Genomic DNA, 19,682 nt, shown 5'->3' on the forward strand with positions numbered 1-19,682 from the left:
AACGTCAGTGGTTGAGATCGGCAAGGCCTAGGTGCTCACGCAACGTCGCCCCTTCATACGCCGTGCGAAACAATCCCTTGCGCTGCAAATGCGGAATCACGCTCTCGACAAACTCGGTGAACGAGCCCGGCAGGTACCCCGGTGAAATCACAAACCCATCGCATCCACCCTGCTCAAACAGCTCGGCCAATTGATCGGCCACCTGCGCCCCCGTGCCCACCAACTGCGGCACGCGCACGCTGCTGGCGAAGATGCGCCCGAGTTGTTCCAGGGTGGTGTCCGGGCCTTGCATCAACAGCTTTTCGGCGGCGGCCGGGTGAATCAGCGGCGACTGGGCGATCTCGGCCAGCGTCGCCGAAAGCGGGAATGGCGACAGGTCGACATTCAACTGTGAAGCCAATGTCACCAGCCCCAACTCAGGCCGCGCCAAAGCGTTGTGTTTATCGCGCTTGGCCCGGGCTTCGGCCTCGTTGCCCCCAATGAACGGCATCACCGCCGTCAGCACCTTGCAGCTGTCAGCCTCACGGCCTTGCTGCACCACCTGCGCACGCACGTCATCGCGAAACGCACGCATCGCCGCCAAATGCGGGTGAATGGTGAAAATCGCCTCGGCCCACCGCGCACCGAAGCGCCGACCACGCCCGGACGAACCGGCCTGGATCAGCACCGGTCGGCCCTGGGGCGTACGTGGAATATTCAGCGGGCCTTCAACCCGGAACCACTCGCCCTGGTGCTGCACCGAACGGATCAACGCGGGGTCCGCCAGCACGCCACTTTCGCGATCCAGCTTCAATGCGTCCTTGCCCCAGCTGTTCCAGAGTTTGAGCGCGACTTCGACAAACTCATCGGCGCGGTCATAGCGCAGGTCGTGTTCCAGGTGCTTGTCCTTGCCGAACAGGCGCCCTTCGCTGTCGTTCATCGAGGTGACGATATTCCACGCCGCACGGCCCTTGGACAGATGGTCGAGGGTGGCGAATTCACGGGCAATGTGCGCCGGTTCGTAATAGGTGGTGGAACGGGTCGCACCGAGCCCCAGCTTGGAGGTCTTGCCGACCAGGTAAGAGAGGATCGGCAACGGGTCTAGCCGCGTGGCGTCCTGGGCGCCGTAGCGCAGGGCGAACTCGCGGGAACCGCCCATCTGGTCGCCCACGGCCAGACGATCGGCGAAGAACAGGAAGTCGAACAGCCCCTCCTCCACCACCTTGGCCACCCGTGCGTAGTACTCGGGGTCGAGGTAATTGCCCAGCGTTTCCGGGTGACGCCACACCGCGTGGCTGTGCACCACCGGCCCACTCAACAGGAACGCGGATAAATGGATCTGACGGCTCATGGTTTTGGCGTCCACACAGTGATTGCGCTGACCTTCAACGGCTTGGGAATCAGCTTGGCGGCGTAGTAGGTGTCGGCAATGCGCTGTTGCTCGGCGAGGTTTTCCAGCTTGACCGGGATGATGTCGTAGCTGCGGCGGCTATTGGCGCGCTCTACCGTGGCCAGGGCGATGTTGCCCCACAGCGGGCCGAGGATTTCGGCAGCTTCCTTGGGGTGGGCCTTCACCCATTGGCCGGTCTCGCGCAGGGTGTCGAAGGTCACCTGCAACACGTCCGGATGAGCCTTGGCGAATTTCGTCGTAGCCAGGTAGAAGCGGTTGTAGTCGGCCAGGCCGTCCTTGCCGTCGGCAATCACCCGCACGTGGTGGTCCAGTTGCTGGGTGGCGAGGAACGGGTCCCAGATCACCCACGCGTCCACGCTGCCATTGGCGAAGGCGGCGCCACCGTCCGGCGCTTCCAGGTAACGGGGGGTGATATCGGCCAGGGTCAGGCCGGCTTTTTTCAGGGCCGAGATCAGCAAATAGTTGCTGCCCGAGCCCTTGGAAACGGCGACGGTCTTGCCCTTGAGGTCGGCGATGCTGTGGATCGACGATGTGTCCTGCACGATGATCGCCTGGGCACCGGGCGAGGAGTTTTCCTGGGCGTAGTAGGTCAACGGCGCGTCGGCGGCCTGGGTGAACAGGGCAAAGGCATCGGCTACATCGGCATGGAGGTCGACGCTGCCGGCGTTCAAGGAACTGAGCAAACCGGTGCTGAATTCATGCCAGTTCACGGTGAAACCCAGCGGTTTGAGGCGCTGTTCCAACTGGCCATTTTGCTTGAGCAGGATCCACAAGGTGGACGAACGCTGGTAGCTGATGTCCAGGGTTTGCTCGGCTTGGGCCGCCGCCGCGGCGAACAGCAGACTGGCGGCAACGATAAGTTTCTTGAACGTCATGGAAGGCCTTGGCGTGAGAGAAATAGAAGGAGCTGCATATGCCAAAAAACCGCGTAAGGCCTGGCAGAAAAACTCATTCGATTATATTAACGACGAGAAATGATGAAAGAATCTTATAATTCTATGGTTATGCCCAATTCGTCGGATCCAGGGAAAAGCGCCCTAAGCTAAGATCGAAAGAGTATTTAACGAATGGTTTTTAGAACTCTAAGCTCGACACTATTTCGTTGAAGATCGAGCTCGCCATGTCCATACGTCGTCCCCTCGCCGCGGTACTCGGGTTGTTGGCCTTTTCTGTCGCCGTGAGCGCCGACGCCCAGGAAACCGTGCGCATCGGCTACCAGAAATCCTCGACCCTGATCACCCTGCTGAAAACCCAGGGCACCCTGGAAAAAGCCCTCAAGGCCGACAATATCGATGTGAGCTGGCATGAGTTCCCCAGCGGCCTACCGCTGCTCGAAGCGCTCAACGTGGGCAACGTCGACATCAGTGCCGACGTGGCCGACACCGTGCCGATCTTCGCCCAGGCCGCCCAGGCCAAACTCACCTACTTCGCCCAGGAAGCACCCTCGCCTTCAGCCCAGGCCATCGTGGTGCGCAAGGACTCGCCGATCCAGCAACTGGCGGACCTCAAAGGCAAGAAAATCGCCGTGACCAAGGCGGCGGGCACCCACTATTTGCTGATCGCGGCATTGGCCGAGGCGGGCCTGGAGTTTTCGGATATTACGCCGGCATACCTGACCCCCGCTGATGGTCGGGCGGCGTTCGAGAACAACAAGGTGGACGCCTGGGTCACCTGGGAACCTTTCCTCACCAGCGTGCAGCGCCAACTGCCGACACGGACCCTGGCCGACGGCGCCGGCTTGGCCAGTTACAAGCGTTACTACCTGACCGGCACGCCTTACGCCAAGGCGCATCCTGAGGTGTTGAAGGTGGTGTATGAGCAGTTGGAAAAAGCCGGCCAGTGGGTGAAAACCAACCCGCAGGATGCGGCCAAGATACTCGGCCCGCTGTGGGGCAACCTGGATGTGGCTACCGTTGAAGCGGCCAATGCGCACCGCAGCTACCAAGTGCAACCGGTAACGCTCGACCAACTGGGCGAGCAGCAGAAAATCGCCGATGCGTTCTTCAAGGCAGGACTGCTGCCCAAGGCAGTGGATGCCAAGGATGTGCAGACCTGGAAGCCTTGAGGGGGTGAGCAAGGAGTGCGGTAAGTGGTACAACGGCTGAGCCTTGCTCCCCGTCTCCAGGATACCGCCCCCATGTCACCGATCGCTCCACTCGTTCAGCCGCGTACCCTGGTGTTCCTGGCCTATCCGCAAATGGGCCTGCTCGACCTGACCGGTGCCCAGACCGTGTTCTGGGCCGCCACCAAGGCCATGGCCGAACGCGGCTTGCCGGGTTACGTGATGCACACCGCCAGCCTGGCTGGAGGCTTGATGCAGACCGCCGAAGGTTTGAGCGTAGACACGGTGGCACTCGGGCAATTGGCTGACACGCCCATCGACACCCTGATCGTACCCGGCGCGCCGGCCATTCAACAGGCGATGGCGGCCAATACAGAACTGGTCGAATGGCTGCGCATCGCCTCGGCCAGCGCCGGGCGCACCGCCTCGGTGTGCAGCGGCACCTTCCTGCTGGCCATGGCCGGTTTGCTCGACGGCCGCCGCGCCGCCACCCACTGGGCCATGTGCGACATGCTCAAGCACGGCTTCCCGGCCATCGTGGTGGACATGGACGCGATCTTTATCCAGCAGGGCAATGTATGGACCTCGGCCGGCGTGACGGCCGGGATCGACCTGGCATTGGCCCTGGTCGAAATCGACTGCGGCCGCGATGTGGCGTTGCAGGTGGCCCGCGAGCTGGTGGTGTTTCTCAAACGCCCCGGCGGGCAGGCGCAGTTCAGCCAACTGTTGCAGGCACAGACCGATGACAGCGCGGGTTTCGATGAACTGCACCTGTGGGTTGCCGACAACTTGCAGGACTCGGACCTGTCCGTGGAGCGTCTGGCGCACCAGGCGCAGATGAGCCCGCGCAACTTTGCGCGGGTCTACAAGCAACGCACCGGGCGCACACCGGCCAAGGCCATCGAGTTGTTCCGCATGGAAGCGGCACGCCGGCTGCTGGAAGACTCGGACCGCAATATCGACCAGATCGCCCGGCTGTGTGGGTTCGGCGATGAGGAGCGCATGCGGTATACCTTTCACCGTCACCTGACGATTTCTCCACGGGAGTATCGGGAGCGGTTTTCCCGCTAGGTTGTTGAGGGGATCTGAATTGTTGTAGTGAGCGGGCTTGCCCCGCGCTGGGCTGCGAAGCAGCCCCAATAAGATCACCGCATTTTCCAGATAAACCGAGGCGGCTGGTTTTAGGGCCGCTTCGCGCCCCAGCGCGGGGCAAGCCCGCTCACCACAAGAAGCCCGCTCACCCCCAAAAAAGGTCACCACAACAAGCTCGCTCACCACAAGTGGATCAGTGTTTTTGGAGCCACCGCAGCAAACCAGTTTTCTTGACCGGCGCAGGTTTCTTCAGCACCACCGCCTCGCGAAGGTCTTCGCGCTGATGCTGCAACCGATCCAATGCCATCAACAAATCACTGCTGTGCTGCAACTGCGCGCCCAGCAGTGATTTTTCGATGCGGAACAACCGCCCGCTGGTGAGGCTGCGAAATTGCCCACGGGAACGCCCGTCCGCCAAGATGCCCTCCTCACCCATCACTTCGCCGGGGCCCATGCGACCGGCTTCGACCACGCGGTCACCATCATGGATGGCTACCGACACCACGCCCGTGGCGATGATCATCAGGCTATCGGCGACTTCATCGAAGGCCAACAGCACCTGATTGGCCTGGAAGTCCACGGGGGTCATGGCCTCGGCCAGGCGGTCACGCTCCTCAAGGCTGAGGGCACGCATCACCCGGACTTCCTCCAGCAATTGCCGCTGGCGGCTCCAAGCCTTGGTGTTGGAGCCTTCACCCCAGGTCAGTCCAGCCGCTTCAAGGTGTCGATGGGCCAGGTCAAACATCAAGTTACGCACGCCGCTGCGCGCCGAGCGTGAGGCGACGAAGCCCTTGAGTTCGTATTCGTTGAATTCCAGTTGCGAGCTCTTGATCGAGACTTTGGGCCCCGGCAGCAAGGCGTGCGTCCCCTGCAAGGCTTTTTCCAAGGCCTCCAGTGCCAGGCGAGGCGCGATGCCGCTGGGCACCGCCAGGCTGACGCTGACGCCATGCGCCCCGCCCGGCCGGCTGTGGTTGAGGATCTTGGCCTTGGCCGCCAGGGAATTGGGCACCACAGCGGTGCTGCCCGCTTCCGTCTGCAAATGAGTAGAACGCCAATCGATGTCCAGCACCTTGCCCTCAACCCCATCGATGCTGACCCAATCATCGATCTGATAGGGCTTGGTGGTGTTGATCACGATGCCGCTGAACACGTCGCTCAACGTGCTTTGCAGCGCCAGGCCGAGGATGATCGCCATGGCGCCCGAGGTCGCCAACAGGCCCTTGACCGGCAGTTGCAGCACATAGGCCGCTGCGCCGACGATGGCGACCAGGAAGATCACCGCCCCCAGCACGTCATGCAGCAAGCGCGCGCTCTGCCCCACACGAGTGGTGAGGCCGTGGCCGAGGATCACGGTCAGGGTGCGTGCGGCGAACAACCACCAGCCGATGCCCAGCACGGTCGCCATCAGGTTGAGCACCGCGTCTTCCGGCCAAGGCGGTGGCTGCAAGGGGCTGATGCCGGCCGCCACCATGACCCAGCAAAACAGCGCGAACACCAGCACGCGCAACCCGCTGCGCAAGGTACGCCGCGCCGGGCCAAGGCCTTGCCACAATACCAAGTCCAGCAGGATCAGCACGCCGCCGAGCAGCAAGGGATGGGTGTAGAGGTTCATCAACTGGCCACCGCGAGCACCACCGGTTCGCCCAGGAACACACTGCAGCGCGCCCGCAACCAGCGCTCCCCCGGATCGTTATGGGTGGTGCCGCGCCACACCAGCGCCAACTCCTGCTCAGGCAAATCCAGCGGCGCACACTGCGCACGAAGGCCACCCACTCCGGCCATGGCGCGAGCCACATAGTCGGGCACGATGGCGAGCATGTCGCTGTCGGCCAGCAGCACCGGCAACGCGCTGAACTGCGGCACGGTGAGCACCACTTTGCGCTGGCGCCCGATCAGGCCCAGGGCACGGTCGGAGTCATCGATCACATTGCCCATGGACGACACCACCGCGTGGGGCCGTTGGCAGAACTCGTCCAGTCCCACGTCCCCTGGCCGGTGATCGGCGCGCAGCAGCATCGGGCGCATCGGCCGCAGGCTTTTGCGGCGTGCATTGGCCGGCAGTTCCAGGGTGTGGCTGATACCCAGGGAGATCTCTCCACTGGTGAGCAGTTGCGACATCTGCCAGTGATCGGCGCGGCGCACCACCAGGGTCATGTTGGGTGCCTCGATGCGCAGGCGCCGCAGCAGGCTGGGCAGCAAGGCGTATTCCACGTCGTCGGACAGGCCGATATGAAAAGTGGCCTCGCTGGTCGCCGGGTTGAACGCCTGGCAGCGACTCAGCGCCGCCGCGATGCTGTCCAGCGCCGGGCCGAGGTTGCTGAAGATTTCCTCGGCACGGGACGTGGGTTGCATCAGCCGCCCAGCGCGAATGAACAGCGGGTCATCGAACATCAACCGCAAGCGGCCGAGGGCACTGCTGATAGTCGGCTGGCCGAGAAACAATTTCTCGCCGACCCGGCTGACATTGCGCTCATGCATCATCGACTCGAACACCACCAGCAGATTGATGTCAGCACGACGCAGGTCATTTCTGTTCATCATGTTAGCCACCCGGCCGCAGGGCCTTGGAGAGGAGTGAGAGGCCTCAGGTTATGGCGGCGCGGGCCGGGCGTCTCTCCTACCTGGGGTCAAGGTGGTCATACCTGCGTATAGGGCTTTGGATGGAAAACACTCCCTGTGGTGAGTGGGCTTTTTGTAGTGAGCGAGCTTGCTCGCGCTGGGCTGCGAAGCGGCCCCAGTAAGACCACCGCATTTTTCCAGATAAACCCTAGGGCCTGGTTTTGGGGCCGCTTCGCGCCCCAGCGCGAGCAAGCTCGCTCACCACAAGGACCGCGCTGCTTGCAACAGAGAGGGCTTGGCAGGATTTCAGGGTTTTGTGTCCTACTCGGTGAGAACGGATGCTTTTAAAGTGAGTGACCCCTGCTCCACCCTCGATAACACCAATGGAGTGCCCGAACGCCATGAAAACTACCGTTCCCGCGAGCGCGCGCCGCGAACAGTCGTGGTTGACCGGCCTCTGGGACCGGCTGGTATTCACCCCCCGACAGACCCACGCACGCGCAGCGTTCGGCATCAGCCCGACCCCGGCGATCAACGCCCTGGGCTGGGTGGTCGGGCTGGTCGTGGCCAGCGGCATCTTCGTGATCAATTCCGAAACCCATACCGACTGGGCGCCGACGCTGCTTTACATCACGCTGCTGTTGATGGCGGCCAACCTGTTTTCGATCAATGTGGTGATTGGCGTCGCGCTGTTTTCCATCGCGCTGCTCACTGCGCTGTTTCTCTACAACGGCAACTATGAGCGCTGGGAATCGATCACCGGTTTCTTTCGTTGCCTCACGGCACTCTCCGCCATCACTTTTCTTGCCCTGCGCAGCAAGTACGCAGCGGACAGCCTGCGGCACAACGAGGCCTACCTGGTGGGCGCACAGCGCCTGAGCCAGACCGGCAGCGTGAGCTTTCGTGGCGACAGCGATGCCATGTCGTGGTCCGAGGAATTGGCGCGGATCTTCGAATACCCACACCAGCAGACGCCCACGGCAGCAATGGTGCTGGAGCGCACCCATCCCGACGACCGTCACCTGGCCCGCGAGGTCTTCGCCAAGGCCCTGAACCGCGAGCCGCTGATCGAGGTCAAGCACCGCCTGCTGATGCCGGATGGACGCGTCAAGCATATCCATATGATCGCCAGCCCCGTCGAGAGCCGTGGGCATTTCGAATACCTGGGCGCGGTGAAGGACGTCACCGCCGACAAGCTCGCCGAAGAGGCGTTGTTCCATGCGCAGAGCCAACTGGCTCACGTCACCCGTATCACCTCCCTGGGCGAATTGGCCGCCTCGATTGCCCATGAAGTGAACCAGCCGCTGACCGCCATCACCAGCAGTGGCGAAGCCTGTCGGCGCTGGCTCGACCGCGCCGAACCCGACCTCAATGAAGCCCGCCAGTCTCTGGACCGCATCGTCTCCAGCGCCTGCCGCGCCAGCGAGGTGATCAGCCGCATTCGCGCGCTGTCACGCAAGTGCGACCCGCTGCGCAAACCCGAGTCGCTGGACGCCATCGTCAATGAAACCCTGGGCCTGGTGCAGCACGAACTGTCGCGCCATAAGGTGCGCAGCCGCGTGGAGCTGGGCGTGCTCGACGCACAGATCAACGCCGACCGCGTGCAGCTGCAACAGGTGCTGATCAACTTGATCATCAATGCCTGCCACGCCATGGAAACCGTCGCCCCGCGCCAGCGCCTGCTGCGGGTGCGCACCTGGGTAGACGGCGACAATGTCCTGCTCGAAGTGGCCGACCAGGGCATCGGCATTGACGCCAAGGACCTACCGACCTTGTTCCAACCCTTCTTCACTACCAAGCCCGACGGCCTGGGCATGGGCCTGTCGATCTGCCGTTCGATCATCGACTTCCACGGCGGCCGCCTCTGGGCCGCCAGCACGCCCGGCGAGGGCACCGCATTCACCTGCTCACTGCCACTGTTGGCCAAGGAGGCCCCATGAACGACCTTCACCCGATGAACCGCGTGATCAGCCAGGAACCCTGGGTGTATATCGTCGATGATGATCGCCCGCTGCGCGAATCCCTCGGCAGCCTGTTGCGCTCGGTGGGCCTGCAGGTCCAGCTGTTTGCTTCGGCCGCCGAGTTCATGCATTTCCCACGCCCCGACCTGCCCAGTTGCCTGGTGCTCGACGTACGCCTGCAAGGCACCAGCGGCCTGGATTTTCAGAATGAATTGGTGGCGGCGCGGATCAATCTGCCCATCGTGTTCATGACCGGCCACGGCGACATCGCCATGACCGTGCGCGCGATGAAAGCCGGTGCCGTGGATTTCCTGGCCAAGCCGTTCCGCGAGCAGGACCTGATCGACGCGGTATGCGCCGCCCACGCCAGGGACAAGGCCCGGCGTGAAGCCGAGCGCGGTGACGATGCACTGCGCAGCCGCTACGCCACCCTCACCCCCCGCGAGCAAACGGTGATGGCGCTGGCGGTTTCCGGGCTGATGAACAAGCAGATTGCCGGCGAGATCGGCCTGAGTGAAATCACCGTGAAGATCCATCGCGGCCAGGCGATGCGCAAGATGCTCGCGCGCTCTTTCGCTGATCTGGTGCGTATGGCCCAGGCCCTCGGCATCCCGGTCAAGCAGCAGGCTGGGTATACGCACGTATAGTATGTTGCCGGTGTGGACGGCGTATCGTGGGGTGATGGCGGGTTGCTTCCATGTGCAGCCCGATAGCCTCCAGGTAACGAAATGTCCGACACGAAGATAATTGCCATCGTCGATGATGATGAGTCCGTTCGCCTGGCACTGGATGGGTTGCTGCGCTCCAACGGCTACAGCGTCCGGCTCTATGCGAATGCCGAAGCCTTCCTCGGCTCGGATGCCCCCCGCACCACCGCCTGCCTGATCAGCGACATCCAGATGCCTGGCCTCAGCGGTATCCAGCTCTACGAAACCCTGCACGCCGATGGCGTCTCACTGCCGGTGATTTTCATCACCGGCTACCCCGGCCCGCCGCCCAGCATCGACCCGGCATTGCCGCCGCCGATTGCGTTCTTTCCCAAGCCGTTTTCCTGCGCCCAACTGATGGCCTGTCTCGCCGATGTGCTGGGCCGCTAATACCTTGGTATAGCCGCCTCACACCTATGCATGCCTGCACTGACCCTAGGTAGCAGTGTTCAAGGCAGGCCACCTGGATAGTCTGGCTCCACACAGTCCCACTCACGCAACAACGCCTCTCCAGGAGCAAACCATGAAACAGCACATTCTTATTATTGGCGCAGGGTTCGGTGGTGTCTGGAGCGCGTTGAGCGCGGCCCGCCTGCTGGACAAACATGACCGCAACGACGTGCAGATCAGCCTGCTCGCCCCGCAACCGGAACTGCGCATCCGCCCACGTTTCTACGAACCCGACGTGCACACCATGATGGCGCCGCTGGGCCCGTTGTTCGACGCGGTGAACGTAAAGTTCATTGAAGGCGCGGCGGACAGCATCGACGAAAACGGCAAGCAAGTGACCTACCGCAACGCGGCCGGCACCTCCACCACCATCCAGTACGACCGCCTGGTGCTGGCCGCTGGCAGCCGTCTGAATCGCCCGCAGATGCCAGGCATCGAGCATGTCTTCGATGTAGACCAGATCGAAGACGCCACGCGCCTCGAAGCGCATATCAAGGCCTTGAAGAACCTGCCTGACAGCGCAGCGCGCAATACCGTGGTGGTCGCCGGGGGTGGTTTTACCGGTATCGAGACCGCCACCGAAATGCCGGCGCGCCTGCGTGAAGCACTGGGTGACAAGGCTGACATTCGCGTCGTGGTGGTCGACCGTGGCCCGCAGATCGCCGCGTCCATGGGCGATGGCATTCGCCCATCGATCATCGAAGCGAGCACGGAATTGGGCCTGGATTGGGTGCTCAACACCTCGGTCGCCTCGGTGGATGCCGGCGGCGTGACCCTGGCGAATGGGCAACGGATCGAATCCAAAACCGTGATCTGGACCATCGGCTTTCGCGCCAACCCGCTCACCGAACAGGTCAGCGGCACCCGCGATCCCCAGGGCCGCCTGCATGTGGACGGCAACCTCAAGGTCAAGGGCCAGGCTGACGTGTTCGCCGCTGGCGACGTGGCCTACGCCGCCACCGATGACCTGGGCAACTTCGCCGGCATGTCCTGCCAGCACGCCATCGCCCTGGGCCGTTATGCCGGCAACAACGTGGCCGCCGACCTGATCGGCGTCGCGCCGATGACCTACAGCCAGCCCAAGTACGTGACCTGCCTCGACCTTGGTGCCTGGGGCGCGGTGTTCACCGAAGGCTGGGACCGCCAGCTGAAACTGGTCGGCCAGGAAGCCAAGGACCTCAAGCACCAGATCAACACCGTGTGGATCTACCCACCGGCCGCTGATCGTGTGGTGGCGCTGGCGGCGGCTGACCCGTTGATCCCGGTGGCCTGATCCCCGAACGTCCTACACCGGCCAGCTCACTCCTTGCTGCCCCGGTCACTCCCGAGCGCCCGCCGATGATGTTTAGGCGGGCGTTTTTTTATCGTCCTCACCCAACGAACGCGCCGCCAAGGCCCCCATCACCCCGCCCACCATCGGCGCCAGCCAGAACAGCCAGAGCTGCGCCAGGTACTCGCCCCCGGCAAACAACGCCGGCCCGGTGCTGCGTGCAGGGTTCACCGAGGTATTGGTCACCGGGATCAACACCAGGTGAATAAGCGCCAGCGCCAAGCCAATCGCAATCGGCGCAAAGCCAGGTACCGCGCCCGGTGCGGTCACACGCATGATGATGAACAAGAAGAAAAACGTGGCGATGAACTCTGCGAGCAGCGCGGCCTTCATGTCGAAGTGGCCAGGGCTCAATGGACCATAACCGTTGGCGGCAAAACCACCTACTGTAAAATCCGGCTGCCCATTGGCAATCAGGTACAAGGCGGCCGCCGCGCCCATCGCACCGGCAACTTGCGCCGCGATATACGGCAGCACATCCCCGCCCGCCACACGCCGCCCGGCCCATAAACCCAAGGTCACCGCCGGGTTGAAATGCCCACCCGAAATACCGCCCACCGCATAGGCCATGGTCAGCACCGTGAGCCCGAACGCCAGCGAAACGCCGACAAACCCAATGCCCAGCTCCGGGAAAGCCGCCGCCAGGATGGCGCTGCCACAGCCGCCAAACGTCAGCCAGAAAGTACCGATAAACTCGGCGGTCAAACGCTTTTGCACAATCGACTCCATTGCTGTTCAAGTGCCGTCACCACAGACCGTGGGCGGTCGTGGGGGACGGTAGCAATGGGTATCAAATTGCTGTGTAAGACTTGTCTGGATTAATGCTTTTGAACGTTTAACGTCTGGAGAATGAATAGGGGGTCTTTGATCTAAAACCCGCTTACAACTGAACAGATGATCCAGCTGTCTGACTGCACTAGCATTGCCGACGACTGAGTCAATGGCGTACATTTGCTATGATTTTTATTGAAACCCCAATTTTTACCCGGCGTGTAACGGAACTCATGAATCACGATACCTATTTGAGCTTGCAGGTAGCGTTGATGGTGAACCCAAGCGCGGGAGATGTGATTGAAGGTACGGGTGGCATCCGAAAAATACGTGTCGCCTCAAAGGGCCACGGCAAACGCGGTGGTGCGCGGGTGATTTACTACCACTTTGTCACTGCGTCAAAAATCGCCTTACTGATGATTTATTCGAAAAACGAACAGCAAGATCTGACAAACGATGAACGCAAAGCCTTGAAAGCCGTCATCGAACACTGGAGATAACCATGAGCAAATTTTTTGATGAGCTGATGGAAAGCGTGCAACAAATGGACGAAATAGTCCGAGGCGAGCGTCAGCCCTCTCGCGAATTTATTGTTGACGCGCTTCAAGTCAAACAAATCCGTAAGGCAACCGGCCTGACTCAAGCCAAATTCGCGGCGATGATCGATGTTCAAATCGGCACACTGCGTAATTGGGAACAGGGGCGACGGGAACCAACAGGGCCGGCCAAAGCGCTGTTGAGGGCCATCCACAATGACCCTGTGCATGTGTTGAATGCATTGGCGCCTTAGCCCAACGGTGGCTGGCGCGGGCTTTTGACTCAGGCTCGCGACACACCTTGCCCAAACCGGCGGATCGCCAGGCAATACCCAATCAACGCCAGCGCCGCCAGCAACCCGCCCGCCGCGCCGATCCAGGCAAAGCCAAACTGGCTGCCGACCCAACTGCCCATCAAGGCGCCGCCGCCGATGCCGATGTTGTAGATACCGGAAAACATCGCCATGGCCACGTCGGTTGCATCCGGGGCCAGCACCAGCACCTTGGATTGCATCGCCAGGCCAAAACCCATGATCGCCATGCCCCAGAACACGCTCAACACCACCAGGTAGGATTCTGCGCCACTCAACGGCAGTAGCAGTGCCAGGCACGCGGCGAGGATGAATACCGCGCCGACCACGAAAAGGTGCGGGTTGAATCGGTGCACCAGGCTGAACAGCAGCGAGCCGATGATGCCCGCGCCGCCGAACACCAGCAGGATCAGGGTGACCGCGCTGCCGCTCATGCCGGCGACGCCTTCGACGAAGGGTTCGATGTAGCTGTAGGCAGTGAACTGCGCGGTCACGGTCATGGCGGTGAGCACGTACAACGCCACCAGCGCCGGGCGCTTGAACAGCAGCGGCAGGCTGCGTAGGGAGCCAGAATTCTGGCTCGGCAGCAGCGGCAAGGTGCGCGCCAGCCAGAACACCAGGGCGGCGGCGAATGCGCCGATCACCAGGAATGTGGTGCGCCAGCCCATGGCTTCGCCCAGCAGACGGCCCAGTGGAATGCCCAGGACCATCGCCAGGGAAGTACCGGTAGCCAAAAGGCCGAGGGCTTGCACCTGCTTGCCTTCCGGCGCCAGGCGCACTGCAAGGGACGCGGTGATCGACCAGAACAAGGCGTGGGACAAGGCAATGCCAATGCGGCTGATCATCAGGAGGCCGAAGCTGTTGGCGACACTGGAGAGAATGTGGCTGACGATAAACATGCAAAACAGCACGATCAGCAGCTTGCGCCGTTCGACGTTACGTGTCAGCAGCATCACCGGCAGCGAGGTCAGGGACACGATCCAGGCGTAGATGGTGAGCATCAGGCCGACGCTGGACACGGGCATGTCGAAGCTGGCACCGATGGCGCTGAGCAGCCCAACAGGCACGAATTCGGTGGTATTGAACACAAAGGCGGCCAACGCGAGGGCGATGACCGGTTGCCAGTTGGCTTGGGGCGTTGCGGCTGAAATGCTCATTGAAGGGCGCGGTACTCGGACGATGATCAGACGGCCACCCAGGACAAGCGCCGCCGCCGAGCATTCTATAGGTTTCTGGCGCGGCTGTTGACGCCGATCCGGCTCAAAACAACCTCAACCCCATCACGGCGCGCTCAGGGTGACCACGTAGGCCCCCGATTGAATGGGCTTGCCGAGGGCGTCCACCAGCACATACCGTTGGTCGTAATAGCGCCCATCACTGCTGTCGGCGACCAACTTGACGTTAGCCTGCGCAGTGCCCAGCGCCTTCACCGTGCGCACGGGCTGCACCGCCAACTGGCTGCCACGCAGGGCCTGGGGGCAGCCTTTGAGTTCCACCGTCGACCCGCCCGGCGCGACCGTATTACAACTGGGCTCGACAATACTGCCGTGAAATTGAATGACGCCTGAGGGCGCCGCCAGGCAGGCCCCCGCCCATACCGCAAGAACGCCGGTAACCAGTGACAAACGTTTAACGTTCATGTCGACGCTCCTTCTTGGGTAGTTAAGAAGGTAGTCGTCTGGCCCGACGTTTACTTGAGCTTATTCGGCAAAGGCTGTGACGTAGATCAAGGATCCACCTGCCCCATCATTTCTGGAATGCTTTCCGGCCGCTTGGCATAACGCTGGGCCAACGCCGCGCAGACCATCAACTGGATCTGGTGGAACAGCATCAGCGGCAAAATCAACACGCCCATGGTTGCCCCGGCGAACAACACCTGGGCCATCGGCACACCGGTTGCCAGGCTCTTCTTCGAACCACAGAACAGGATGGTGATGCGGTCTTCCTGATTGAAGCCAAAGGCCTTGCCCAGGACGGTCGAGGCCACCAGCACCAAGGCGAGCAACACGCAGCACGCCACCACCAACCCACCCAGCTCCCACAACGGGATCTGGTGCCAGATGCCTTCGTTGACCGCTTCGCTGAACGCGCCATAGACCACCAGCAGAATCGAGCCCTGATCAACGAACTTCAGCCAGGATTTATTGCGGCCGACCCATTCACCGATCCAGCGACGGGCGATTTGCCCGGCGATGAATGGCAGCAGCAATTGCACGCTGATTTTCAAGATCGCGTCGACGGTCGAACCACCCTCGCCGTGCACGTTGAGCAACAGGGTCACCAGCAACGGCGTGAGGAAGATCCCGAACAGGCTGGACGCCGCCGCACTGCAAATCGCCGCCGGGATATTGCCCCGCGCCAGCGACGTAAACGCGATCGCCGATTGCACCGTGGCCGGCAGGGCGCAGAGGTAGAGCATGCCCATGTACAGGTCTTTGCCGATCAGCGGCGACAACACCGGCTTGAGCGCCAGGCCCAGCAGCGGGAACAGCACGAAGGTCAGGCTGAACACCAACAAATGCAGGCGCCAGTGCCCGGCACCGGCAACAATCGCCTGGCGCGACAGCTTGGCGCCGTGCAGGAAGAACAGCAGCGCAATCGCAAGGTTGGTGACCCAGCCGAAGGCCACGGCGGTCTGGCCGCTGGCGGGCAGCAGGGAAGCGAGGATCACCGTGGCGATCAGCGTCAGGGTGAAGTTGTCGGGCAGAAAACGGGGGCGAGTCATAAGCAGGATCTTCCGGGGGTTGCCAAGAGCGTCGTCGCGACTCTAACGTAACGGCTTGTTACCGACTAACGCCAATGAGCCAGTAAATGCCGTCTAAAGGACATGACAAGACCGTCCGCCGCAGTGTGCCTGGGCTTTCCAGCCTGCCACGGCCGGTGTACGGACGCACCGAATCCTTGCCCAATCGTGCGCTGACCCGTCGCCACAGCCACCCGTGGGTGCAATTGTCCTACGCGATTTCCGGGGTGCTGGAGATCCAGACCAGTGTCGGCCGCTTCGTCGCGCCGCCTCAGCGCGCGGTGTGGATTCCGGCCGGTATGCCGCACCGCGTGTTCAGTTCGCCCCACACGGAGATGCGCAGCCTGTACCTGGATTGCAGCGTCACCACCTGGGCGGATGAGCGCTGTCATGTACTGGAGGTGAGCAGTTTGCTGCGGGAGTTGATCCGCAGTTTCAGCGAACTGCCGGTGGAGTATGCCGAGGATGGGCCGGATGGGCGTTTGGCCCAAGTGGTGCTGGACCAACTGGCGGCGGCGCCGCAAGTCGACTTGATGCTGCCGCTGCCGCTGGACCCGCGTTTACGCCAGATCTATCGCAGCTTGAATTCACACCCGGAGCAGCAGACGACCTTGGGCCAGTGGAGCCAGAAGCTGGGGGTGAGCGAGAAGACCCTCAGCCGCTTGTTCCTGAGCGACACCGGGCTGACCTTTCGGGCGTGGCGCCAGCGTTTGCGATTGCTCACCGCCCTGCCCGCCCTGGAGCAGGGCGAGCGGGTAACGGATGTGGCACTGGGGTGTGGGTATGAATCCACCTCGGCGTTTATCAATGCGTTTCGCCAGCAGTTCGAGGCGACGCCGGGTGAGTTCTTTCGCTAGGCTGAGGCTTTCGCCAGCATCGCCTGGAGCAACACATCCGCACCCGCCGTCGACCACTCCTGGGAAATGTCTTCCGCCTCGTTATGGCTCAACCCATCCACACAGGGCACAAAGATCATCGCCGTCGGCGCCACCTGGTTCAGGTAGCAGGCATCGTGCCCGGCGCCGGAAATCATCGGCCGATGGCTATAGCCCAACGCCTGCGCCGACGCCCGCACGACCTCGACACAGCCTGCGTCAAAGGCAATCGGCGCGTACTGGAAGATCTGCTTCACGCTGTACTGCAAGCCAATGCCGTCGGCAATCTGCGCCACGGCATCGCGCAACTGCTGGTCCTGGCGTGCCAAGACCGCTTCGTCCGGGTGACGGAATTCCACACTGAAAAACACCCGCCCCGGCACCACGTTGCGTGAGTTGGGGAAGATATTCGCCATGCCCACCGTGGCCCGCCCTTCGGCGCCCTGCTCCAGGCCCAACCCGTTGACGGCCTCGACCACCCGGGCAAAACCGAGCAAGGCATCCAGGCGATGGTCCATGGGCGTGGTGCCGGCGTGGGCGCTGCGGCCGCTCAGTTCCAATTCATACCAGCGCTGGCCCTGGGCGCCGGTGACCACGCCGATGGTAATGCCCTGCGCTTCAAGGATCGGGCCTTGTTCGATATGCAGTTCGAACGCGGCGTGGATGGCTTGGCCGCCCACCGGCTCGGTGCCAGCATAGCCGATTTGCTGCAACGCCTGGCCAATGGTCACGCCGGCTTTGTCTTCACGGGACAGCCCGTATTCCAGGTCAAACACGCCCGCGTAGACGCCCGACGAAATCATCGCCGGCGCAAAGCGTGAGCCTTCTTCGTTGGTCCAGTTGACCACTTCGATGGGCCTGTCGGTTTCAATACCCAGGTCGTTCAGGGTGCGCAGCACTTCCACGCCCGCAAGCACGCCGTAGATGCCATCGTACTTGCCGCCAAAGGGCTGGGAGTCGCCGTGGGAGCCGGTCATCACCGGGGCCAAATCGTCGAAGCGCCCTGCGCGACGGGCGAAGATATTGCCCATGGCGTCCACGCGAATGCTGCAACCGGCCGCCTCGCACCACTGCACGAACAGGTCGCGGCCACGGCGGTCTTCGTCGGTCAGCGCCAGGCGTGATACGCCGCCTTTTTCGGTGGCGCCGATCTGCGCCATTTCCATCAGCGAAGCCCACAGGCGTTCGCCGTTCACACGGGCCAGCTTACTCATGGGGTTTGGCCCGATAGCGGAAGTCACAACGGTGATCGCCGCCCATGATGGTCTGGGTGCGGGTCAACTGGATGTCCGGGTTGTAGCCGACGATAAACAACTCGTCACGGTTGCACGACAGCAGGTGGCCGATCTCGCCCAGGCCCATCTCGTGGTACATCTCGGCGTAGCGGCAGCGTTTGACGTCGTAGTCGTAGTGCTCGGCGTCACTGGCGATGATCTCGACCTTCAGCGCGTCGTCCTTCTCCCACAGCACTTGCAGCTCGACGAAACTCTTGAGGTCAGCGCCCTGCTCTTCCAGCGACGCAAAATGCTTGCCGGCCTGGATCGCGGCATTGCCCACGGCTTCACCGATCACCGCAGCGGCAAAGTCCTTGCCCTGTTCGCGCTTGAGGATCTCGTAGATCGGCTTGATGATTTCGGCCTCGATGCGCCGCCGGGCGAGGATGCCCAGTTCACCTTCCAGTTTGCTCATTGTGTGCCTCCATCAGCTCCACAGAATCGGGTGCCCGGCAGGCACCCGACAATACGATTATTGACCGCCCGCCACACTCACCGGCTGCCATTGATTGGCCTTGACCTGGTAAACGGTGAACGTCGGTTTCTTCAAGTTGCCTTCGCCGTCAAAGGCGATGGTGCCGGTCACGCCCTCATAGCTGATGGCGCGCAGCACCGGCAGGTATTTCTGCGGGTCCACCGAATCTGCTTTCTCGATAGCCGCCACCAACACCCCCACACCGTCGTAGGCGAACGGCGCGTGCAGTTCGATGTTGGTTTTGTAGCGTTCCTTGTAACCCTGCTCGAACGCCTTGCCGCCTGGCATCTGCGCAATCGCCAGGCCCGGCTCCAGGGCGATCACGCCCTCGCCTTCGTTCTGCGCCAATTGCAGGAAGGTCTGGCTGACGAAACCACCGGCGCCCATCAGCGGCGCCTTGATCCCCAGTTGCTTGATGCGACGGGCCAACGGCGCGGCCTGGGCGTCGACGCCGCCGAAGAAGATCAGGTCCGGGTTCTGGCTACGGATATTGGTCAGCACCGCGCTGAAGTCGATGGTCTTGTCGTCCACGTATTCGCGGGACACCACCTTGGCGCCACCGGCTTCGATGGATTTGACGAACTGGTCCGCCAGGCCCTGGCCAAACGCGGTGCGGTCGTCGATCACGGCGATACGCTGGGCCTTGAGGGTTTTCAGGGCATAGTCGCCGGCGACCTGACCACCATCGTCGTCATGGCCCATGATGCGGAAACTGGTGTCGAACCCTTGCTGGGTGTAAGCGTGACCGGTAGCCACCGGCGCCACCTGGGCGATACCCGCGTCATGGTAAACCCGTGCCGCCGGGATGCTGGTGCCGGTGTTCCAGTGGCCGACCACGCCCACCACGCCTTCATCCACCAGGCGCTGGGCCACGGTGACGGCAGTGCGTGGGTCGGACTGGTCGTCTTCGGACACCAGCTTGAAGGTCACGGCTTCACCGTTGATCTTCGGGTGCTTGGCGTTGGCCTGGTCGATGGCCAGTTGCGCGCCGTTTTCCAGGTCTTTGCCGATCCGGGCCGACGGGCCAGTGAGCGGGCCGGCGAGGCCGATCAACACAGTCTGGTCAGCCTGGGCCACGGCGCTGGCCAGGCTGCTCAGGGTCAGGCCGATCAATGCGGTTTTCTTCAAGGTGTTCATGGGTTATTC

At 62.4% G+C, this 19,682-nt stretch carries 20 protein-coding genes; 9 read left to right on the forward strand and 11 right to left on the reverse strand.

Annotated features, from left to right (window positions below; translation table 11 throughout):
- Positions 1 to 4: 4 nt before the first annotated feature.
- Complete coding sequence (locus OZ428_RS19755; RefSeq protein WP_269131005.1) at positions 5 to 1,330, reverse strand: LLM class flavin-dependent oxidoreductase; 1,326 nt, start codon at positions 1,328 to 1,330, stop codon at positions 5 to 7.
- Positions 1,327 to 2,265: an aliphatic sulfonate ABC transporter substrate-binding protein gene (locus OZ428_RS19760; protein ID WP_269131006.1), complete on the reverse strand. Its 939-nt coding sequence runs from the start codon at positions 2,263 to 2,265 to the stop codon at positions 1,327 to 1,329. The genes OZ428_RS19755 and OZ428_RS19760 overlap by 4 nt, the downstream gene beginning before the upstream one ends.
- Positions 2,266 to 2,510: 245 nt before the next feature.
- Between OZ428_RS19760 and OZ428_RS19765 the strand changes: the two genes are divergently transcribed.
- Both OZ428_RS19765 and OZ428_RS19770 read left to right on the forward strand, forming a co-directional pair.
- Entirely contained in the window at positions 2,511 to 3,455 is a 945-nt protein-coding gene (locus tag OZ428_RS19765; protein WP_269131007.1) for an aliphatic sulfonate ABC transporter substrate-binding protein, read from the forward strand.
- Between the two features lie 72 nt (positions 3,456 to 3,527).
- Positions 3,528 to 4,523 (forward strand): GlxA family transcriptional regulator, encoded by a 996-nt coding sequence (locus OZ428_RS19770; protein ID WP_269131008.1) that lies wholly within the window; start codon positions 3,528 to 3,530, stop codon positions 4,521 to 4,523.
- 214 nt (positions 4,524 to 4,737) lie between these two features.
- On the opposite strand, the gene OZ428_RS19775 is transcribed toward OZ428_RS19770, so the two are convergent.
- Entirely contained in the window at positions 4,738 to 6,156 is a 1,419-nt protein-coding gene (locus OZ428_RS19775) for a mechanosensitive ion channel family protein (protein ID WP_269131009.1), read from the reverse strand.
- Positions 6,156 to 7,085: a LysR family transcriptional regulator gene (locus OZ428_RS19780; protein ID WP_330911103.1), complete on the reverse strand. Its 930-nt coding sequence runs from the start codon at positions 7,083 to 7,085 to the stop codon at positions 6,156 to 6,158. The genes OZ428_RS19775 and OZ428_RS19780 overlap by 1 nt, the downstream gene beginning before the upstream one ends.
- A gap of 419 nt (positions 7,086 to 7,504) precedes the next feature.
- Between OZ428_RS19780 and OZ428_RS19785 the strand changes: the two genes are divergently transcribed.
- From OZ428_RS19785 to OZ428_RS19800, 4 genes are all read left to right on the forward strand, one after another.
- Positions 7,505 to 9,043, forward strand: coding sequence for a sensor histidine kinase (locus OZ428_RS19785; protein WP_269131010.1), 1,539 nt, complete (start codon positions 7,505 to 7,507; stop codon positions 9,041 to 9,043).
- Positions 9,040 to 9,711 (forward strand): response regulator transcription factor, encoded by a 672-nt coding sequence (locus OZ428_RS19790; protein WP_269131011.1) that lies wholly within the window; start codon positions 9,040 to 9,042, stop codon positions 9,709 to 9,711. Before OZ428_RS19785 ends, OZ428_RS19790 begins: the two co-directional genes overlap by 4 nt.
- 81 nt (positions 9,712 to 9,792) lie before the next feature.
- Positions 9,793 to 10,161, forward strand: coding sequence for a response regulator transcription factor (locus OZ428_RS19795; RefSeq protein WP_269131012.1), 369 nt, complete (start codon positions 9,793 to 9,795; stop codon positions 10,159 to 10,161).
- 133 nt (positions 10,162 to 10,294) lie between these two features.
- Entirely contained in the window at positions 10,295 to 11,494 is a 1,200-nt protein-coding gene (locus tag OZ428_RS19800; protein ID WP_269131013.1) for an NAD(P)/FAD-dependent oxidoreductase, read from the forward strand.
- A 72-nt stretch (positions 11,495 to 11,566) separates the two neighbouring features.
- Here the strand turns inward: OZ428_RS19800 and aqpZ are convergent, their stop codons facing one another.
- Positions 11,567 to 12,268, reverse strand: coding sequence for an aquaporin Z (gene aqpZ, locus OZ428_RS19805; RefSeq protein ID WP_206542892.1), 702 nt, complete (start codon positions 12,266 to 12,268; stop codon positions 11,567 to 11,569).
- Between the two features lie 239 nt (positions 12,269 to 12,507).
- Between aqpZ and OZ428_RS19810 the strand changes: the two genes are divergently transcribed.
- Positions 12,508 to 12,822 carry a type II toxin-antitoxin system RelE/ParE family toxin gene (locus OZ428_RS19810; RefSeq protein WP_269131014.1) on the forward strand — a complete coding sequence of 105 codons (315 nt, stop codon included), beginning with the start codon at positions 12,508 to 12,510 and terminating at the stop codon, positions 12,820 to 12,822.
- Between the two features lie 2 nt (positions 12,823 to 12,824).
- Positions 12,825 to 13,112, forward strand: a complete 288-nt coding sequence (nadS, locus tag OZ428_RS19815; protein WP_177111810.1) for a NadS family protein — start codon at positions 12,825 to 12,827, stop codon at positions 13,110 to 13,112.
- Positions 13,113 to 13,141: 29 nt separating this feature from the next.
- On the opposite strand, the gene OZ428_RS19820 is transcribed toward nadS, so the two are convergent.
- The 3 genes from OZ428_RS19820 to OZ428_RS19830 form a co-directional block, all read right to left on the reverse strand.
- Complete coding sequence (locus tag OZ428_RS19820) at positions 13,142 to 14,326, reverse strand: sugar transporter (protein ID WP_269131015.1); 1,185 nt, start codon at positions 14,324 to 14,326, stop codon at positions 13,142 to 13,144.
- 123 nt (positions 14,327 to 14,449) lie between these two features.
- Entirely contained in the window at positions 14,450 to 14,809 is a 360-nt protein-coding gene (locus tag OZ428_RS19825; protein ID WP_269131016.1) for a type 1 fimbrial protein, read from the reverse strand.
- Between the two features lie 86 nt (positions 14,810 to 14,895).
- Positions 14,896 to 15,894 (reverse strand): bile acid:sodium symporter family protein, encoded by a 999-nt coding sequence (locus tag OZ428_RS19830; RefSeq protein WP_038846999.1) that lies wholly within the window; start codon positions 15,892 to 15,894, stop codon positions 14,896 to 14,898.
- A gap of 86 nt (positions 15,895 to 15,980) precedes the next feature.
- Between OZ428_RS19830 and OZ428_RS19835 the strand changes: the two genes are divergently transcribed.
- Positions 15,981 to 16,769 (forward strand): AraC family transcriptional regulator, encoded by a 789-nt coding sequence (locus OZ428_RS19835; RefSeq protein ID WP_269131017.1) that lies wholly within the window; start codon positions 15,981 to 15,983, stop codon positions 16,767 to 16,769.
- Here OZ428_RS19835 and OZ428_RS19840 read toward each other — a convergent pair.
- From OZ428_RS19840 to OZ428_RS19850, 3 genes are read right to left on the reverse strand one after another with little or no spacing between them, the layout of a single operon-like run.
- The gene (locus tag OZ428_RS19840) at positions 16,766 to 18,001 is read right to left on the reverse strand and encodes a Zn-dependent hydrolase (protein WP_269131018.1); all 1,236 of its coding nucleotides are present in this window, start codon (positions 17,999 to 18,001) and stop codon (positions 16,766 to 16,768) included. The genes OZ428_RS19835 and OZ428_RS19840 overlap by 4 nt on opposite strands.
- Positions 17,994 to 18,476, reverse strand: coding sequence for an L-2-amino-thiazoline-4-carboxylic acid hydrolase (locus OZ428_RS19845; RefSeq protein WP_016977290.1), 483 nt, complete (start codon positions 18,474 to 18,476; stop codon positions 17,994 to 17,996). The genes OZ428_RS19840 and OZ428_RS19845 overlap by 8 nt, the downstream gene beginning before the upstream one ends.
- A gap of 57 nt (positions 18,477 to 18,533) precedes the next feature.
- Positions 18,534 to 19,673: a branched-chain amino acid ABC transporter substrate-binding protein gene (locus tag OZ428_RS19850; RefSeq protein WP_269131019.1), complete on the reverse strand. Its 1,140-nt coding sequence runs from the start codon at positions 19,671 to 19,673 to the stop codon at positions 18,534 to 18,536.
- Between the last annotated feature and the right edge of the window lie 9 nt (positions 19,674 to 19,682).

It is taken from the genome of Pseudomonas sp. GXZC (assembly GCF_026967615.1).
Lineage (GTDB): Bacteria > Pseudomonadota > Gammaproteobacteria > Pseudomonadales > Pseudomonadaceae > Aquipseudomonas > Aquipseudomonas azotoformans_A.

Coding starts and splice junctions, on each gene's coding strand:
- OZ428_RS19800 (WP_269131013.1), top strand. CDS start 10,295: ATGAAACAGCACATTCTTATTATTGGCGCAGGGTTCGGTGGTGTCTGG.
- OZ428_RS19755 (WP_269131005.1), bottom strand. CDS start 1,330: ATGAGCCGTCAGATCCATTTATCCGCGTTCCTGTTGAGTGGGCCGGTG.
- OZ428_RS19795 (WP_269131012.1), top strand. CDS start 9,793: ATGTCCGACACGAAGATAATTGCCATCGTCGATGATGATGAGTCCGTT.
- OZ428_RS19835 (WP_269131017.1), top strand. CDS start 15,981: ATGCCGTCTAAAGGACATGACAAGACCGTCCGCCGCAGTGTGCCTGGG.
- OZ428_RS19830 (WP_038846999.1), bottom strand. CDS start 15,894: ATGACTCGCCCCCGTTTTCTGCCCGACAACTTCACCCTGACGCTGATC.
- OZ428_RS19845 (WP_016977290.1), bottom strand. CDS start 18,476: ATGAGCAAACTGGAAGGTGAACTGGGCATCCTCGCCCGGCGGCGCATC.
- nadS (WP_177111810.1), top strand. CDS start 12,825: ATGAGCAAATTTTTTGATGAGCTGATGGAAAGCGTGCAACAAATGGAC.
- OZ428_RS19785 (WP_269131010.1), top strand. CDS start 7,505: ATGAAAACTACCGTTCCCGCGAGCGCGCGCCGCGAACAGTCGTGGTTG.
- OZ428_RS19770 (WP_269131008.1), top strand. CDS start 3,528: ATGTCACCGATCGCTCCACTCGTTCAGCCGCGTACCCTGGTGTTCCTG.
- OZ428_RS19820 (WP_269131015.1), bottom strand. CDS start 14,326: ATGAGCATTTCAGCCGCAACGCCCCAAGCCAACTGGCAACCGGTCATC.
- OZ428_RS19775 (WP_269131009.1), bottom strand. CDS start 6,156: ATGAACCTCTACACCCATCCCTTGCTGCTCGGCGGCGTGCTGATCCTG.
- OZ428_RS19850 (WP_269131019.1), bottom strand. CDS start 19,673: ATGAACACCTTGAAGAAAACCGCATTGATCGGCCTGACCCTGAGCAGC.
- OZ428_RS19790 (WP_269131011.1), top strand. CDS start 9,040: ATGAACGACCTTCACCCGATGAACCGCGTGATCAGCCAGGAACCCTGG.
- OZ428_RS19825 (WP_269131016.1), bottom strand. CDS start 14,809: ATGAACGTTAAACGTTTGTCACTGGTTACCGGCGTTCTTGCGGTATGG.
- OZ428_RS19760 (WP_269131006.1), bottom strand. CDS start 2,265: ATGACGTTCAAGAAACTTATCGTTGCCGCCAGTCTGCTGTTCGCCGCG.
- OZ428_RS19780 (WP_330911103.1), bottom strand. CDS start 7,085: ATGATGAACAGAAATGACCTGCGTCGTGCTGACATCAATCTGCTGGTG.
- OZ428_RS19810 (WP_269131014.1), top strand. CDS start 12,508: ATGATTTTTATTGAAACCCCAATTTTTACCCGGCGTGTAACGGAACTC.
- OZ428_RS19765 (WP_269131007.1), top strand. CDS start 2,511: ATGTCCATACGTCGTCCCCTCGCCGCGGTACTCGGGTTGTTGGCCTTT.
- OZ428_RS19840 (WP_269131018.1), bottom strand. CDS start 18,001: ATGAGTAAGCTGGCCCGTGTGAACGGCGAACGCCTGTGGGCTTCGCTG.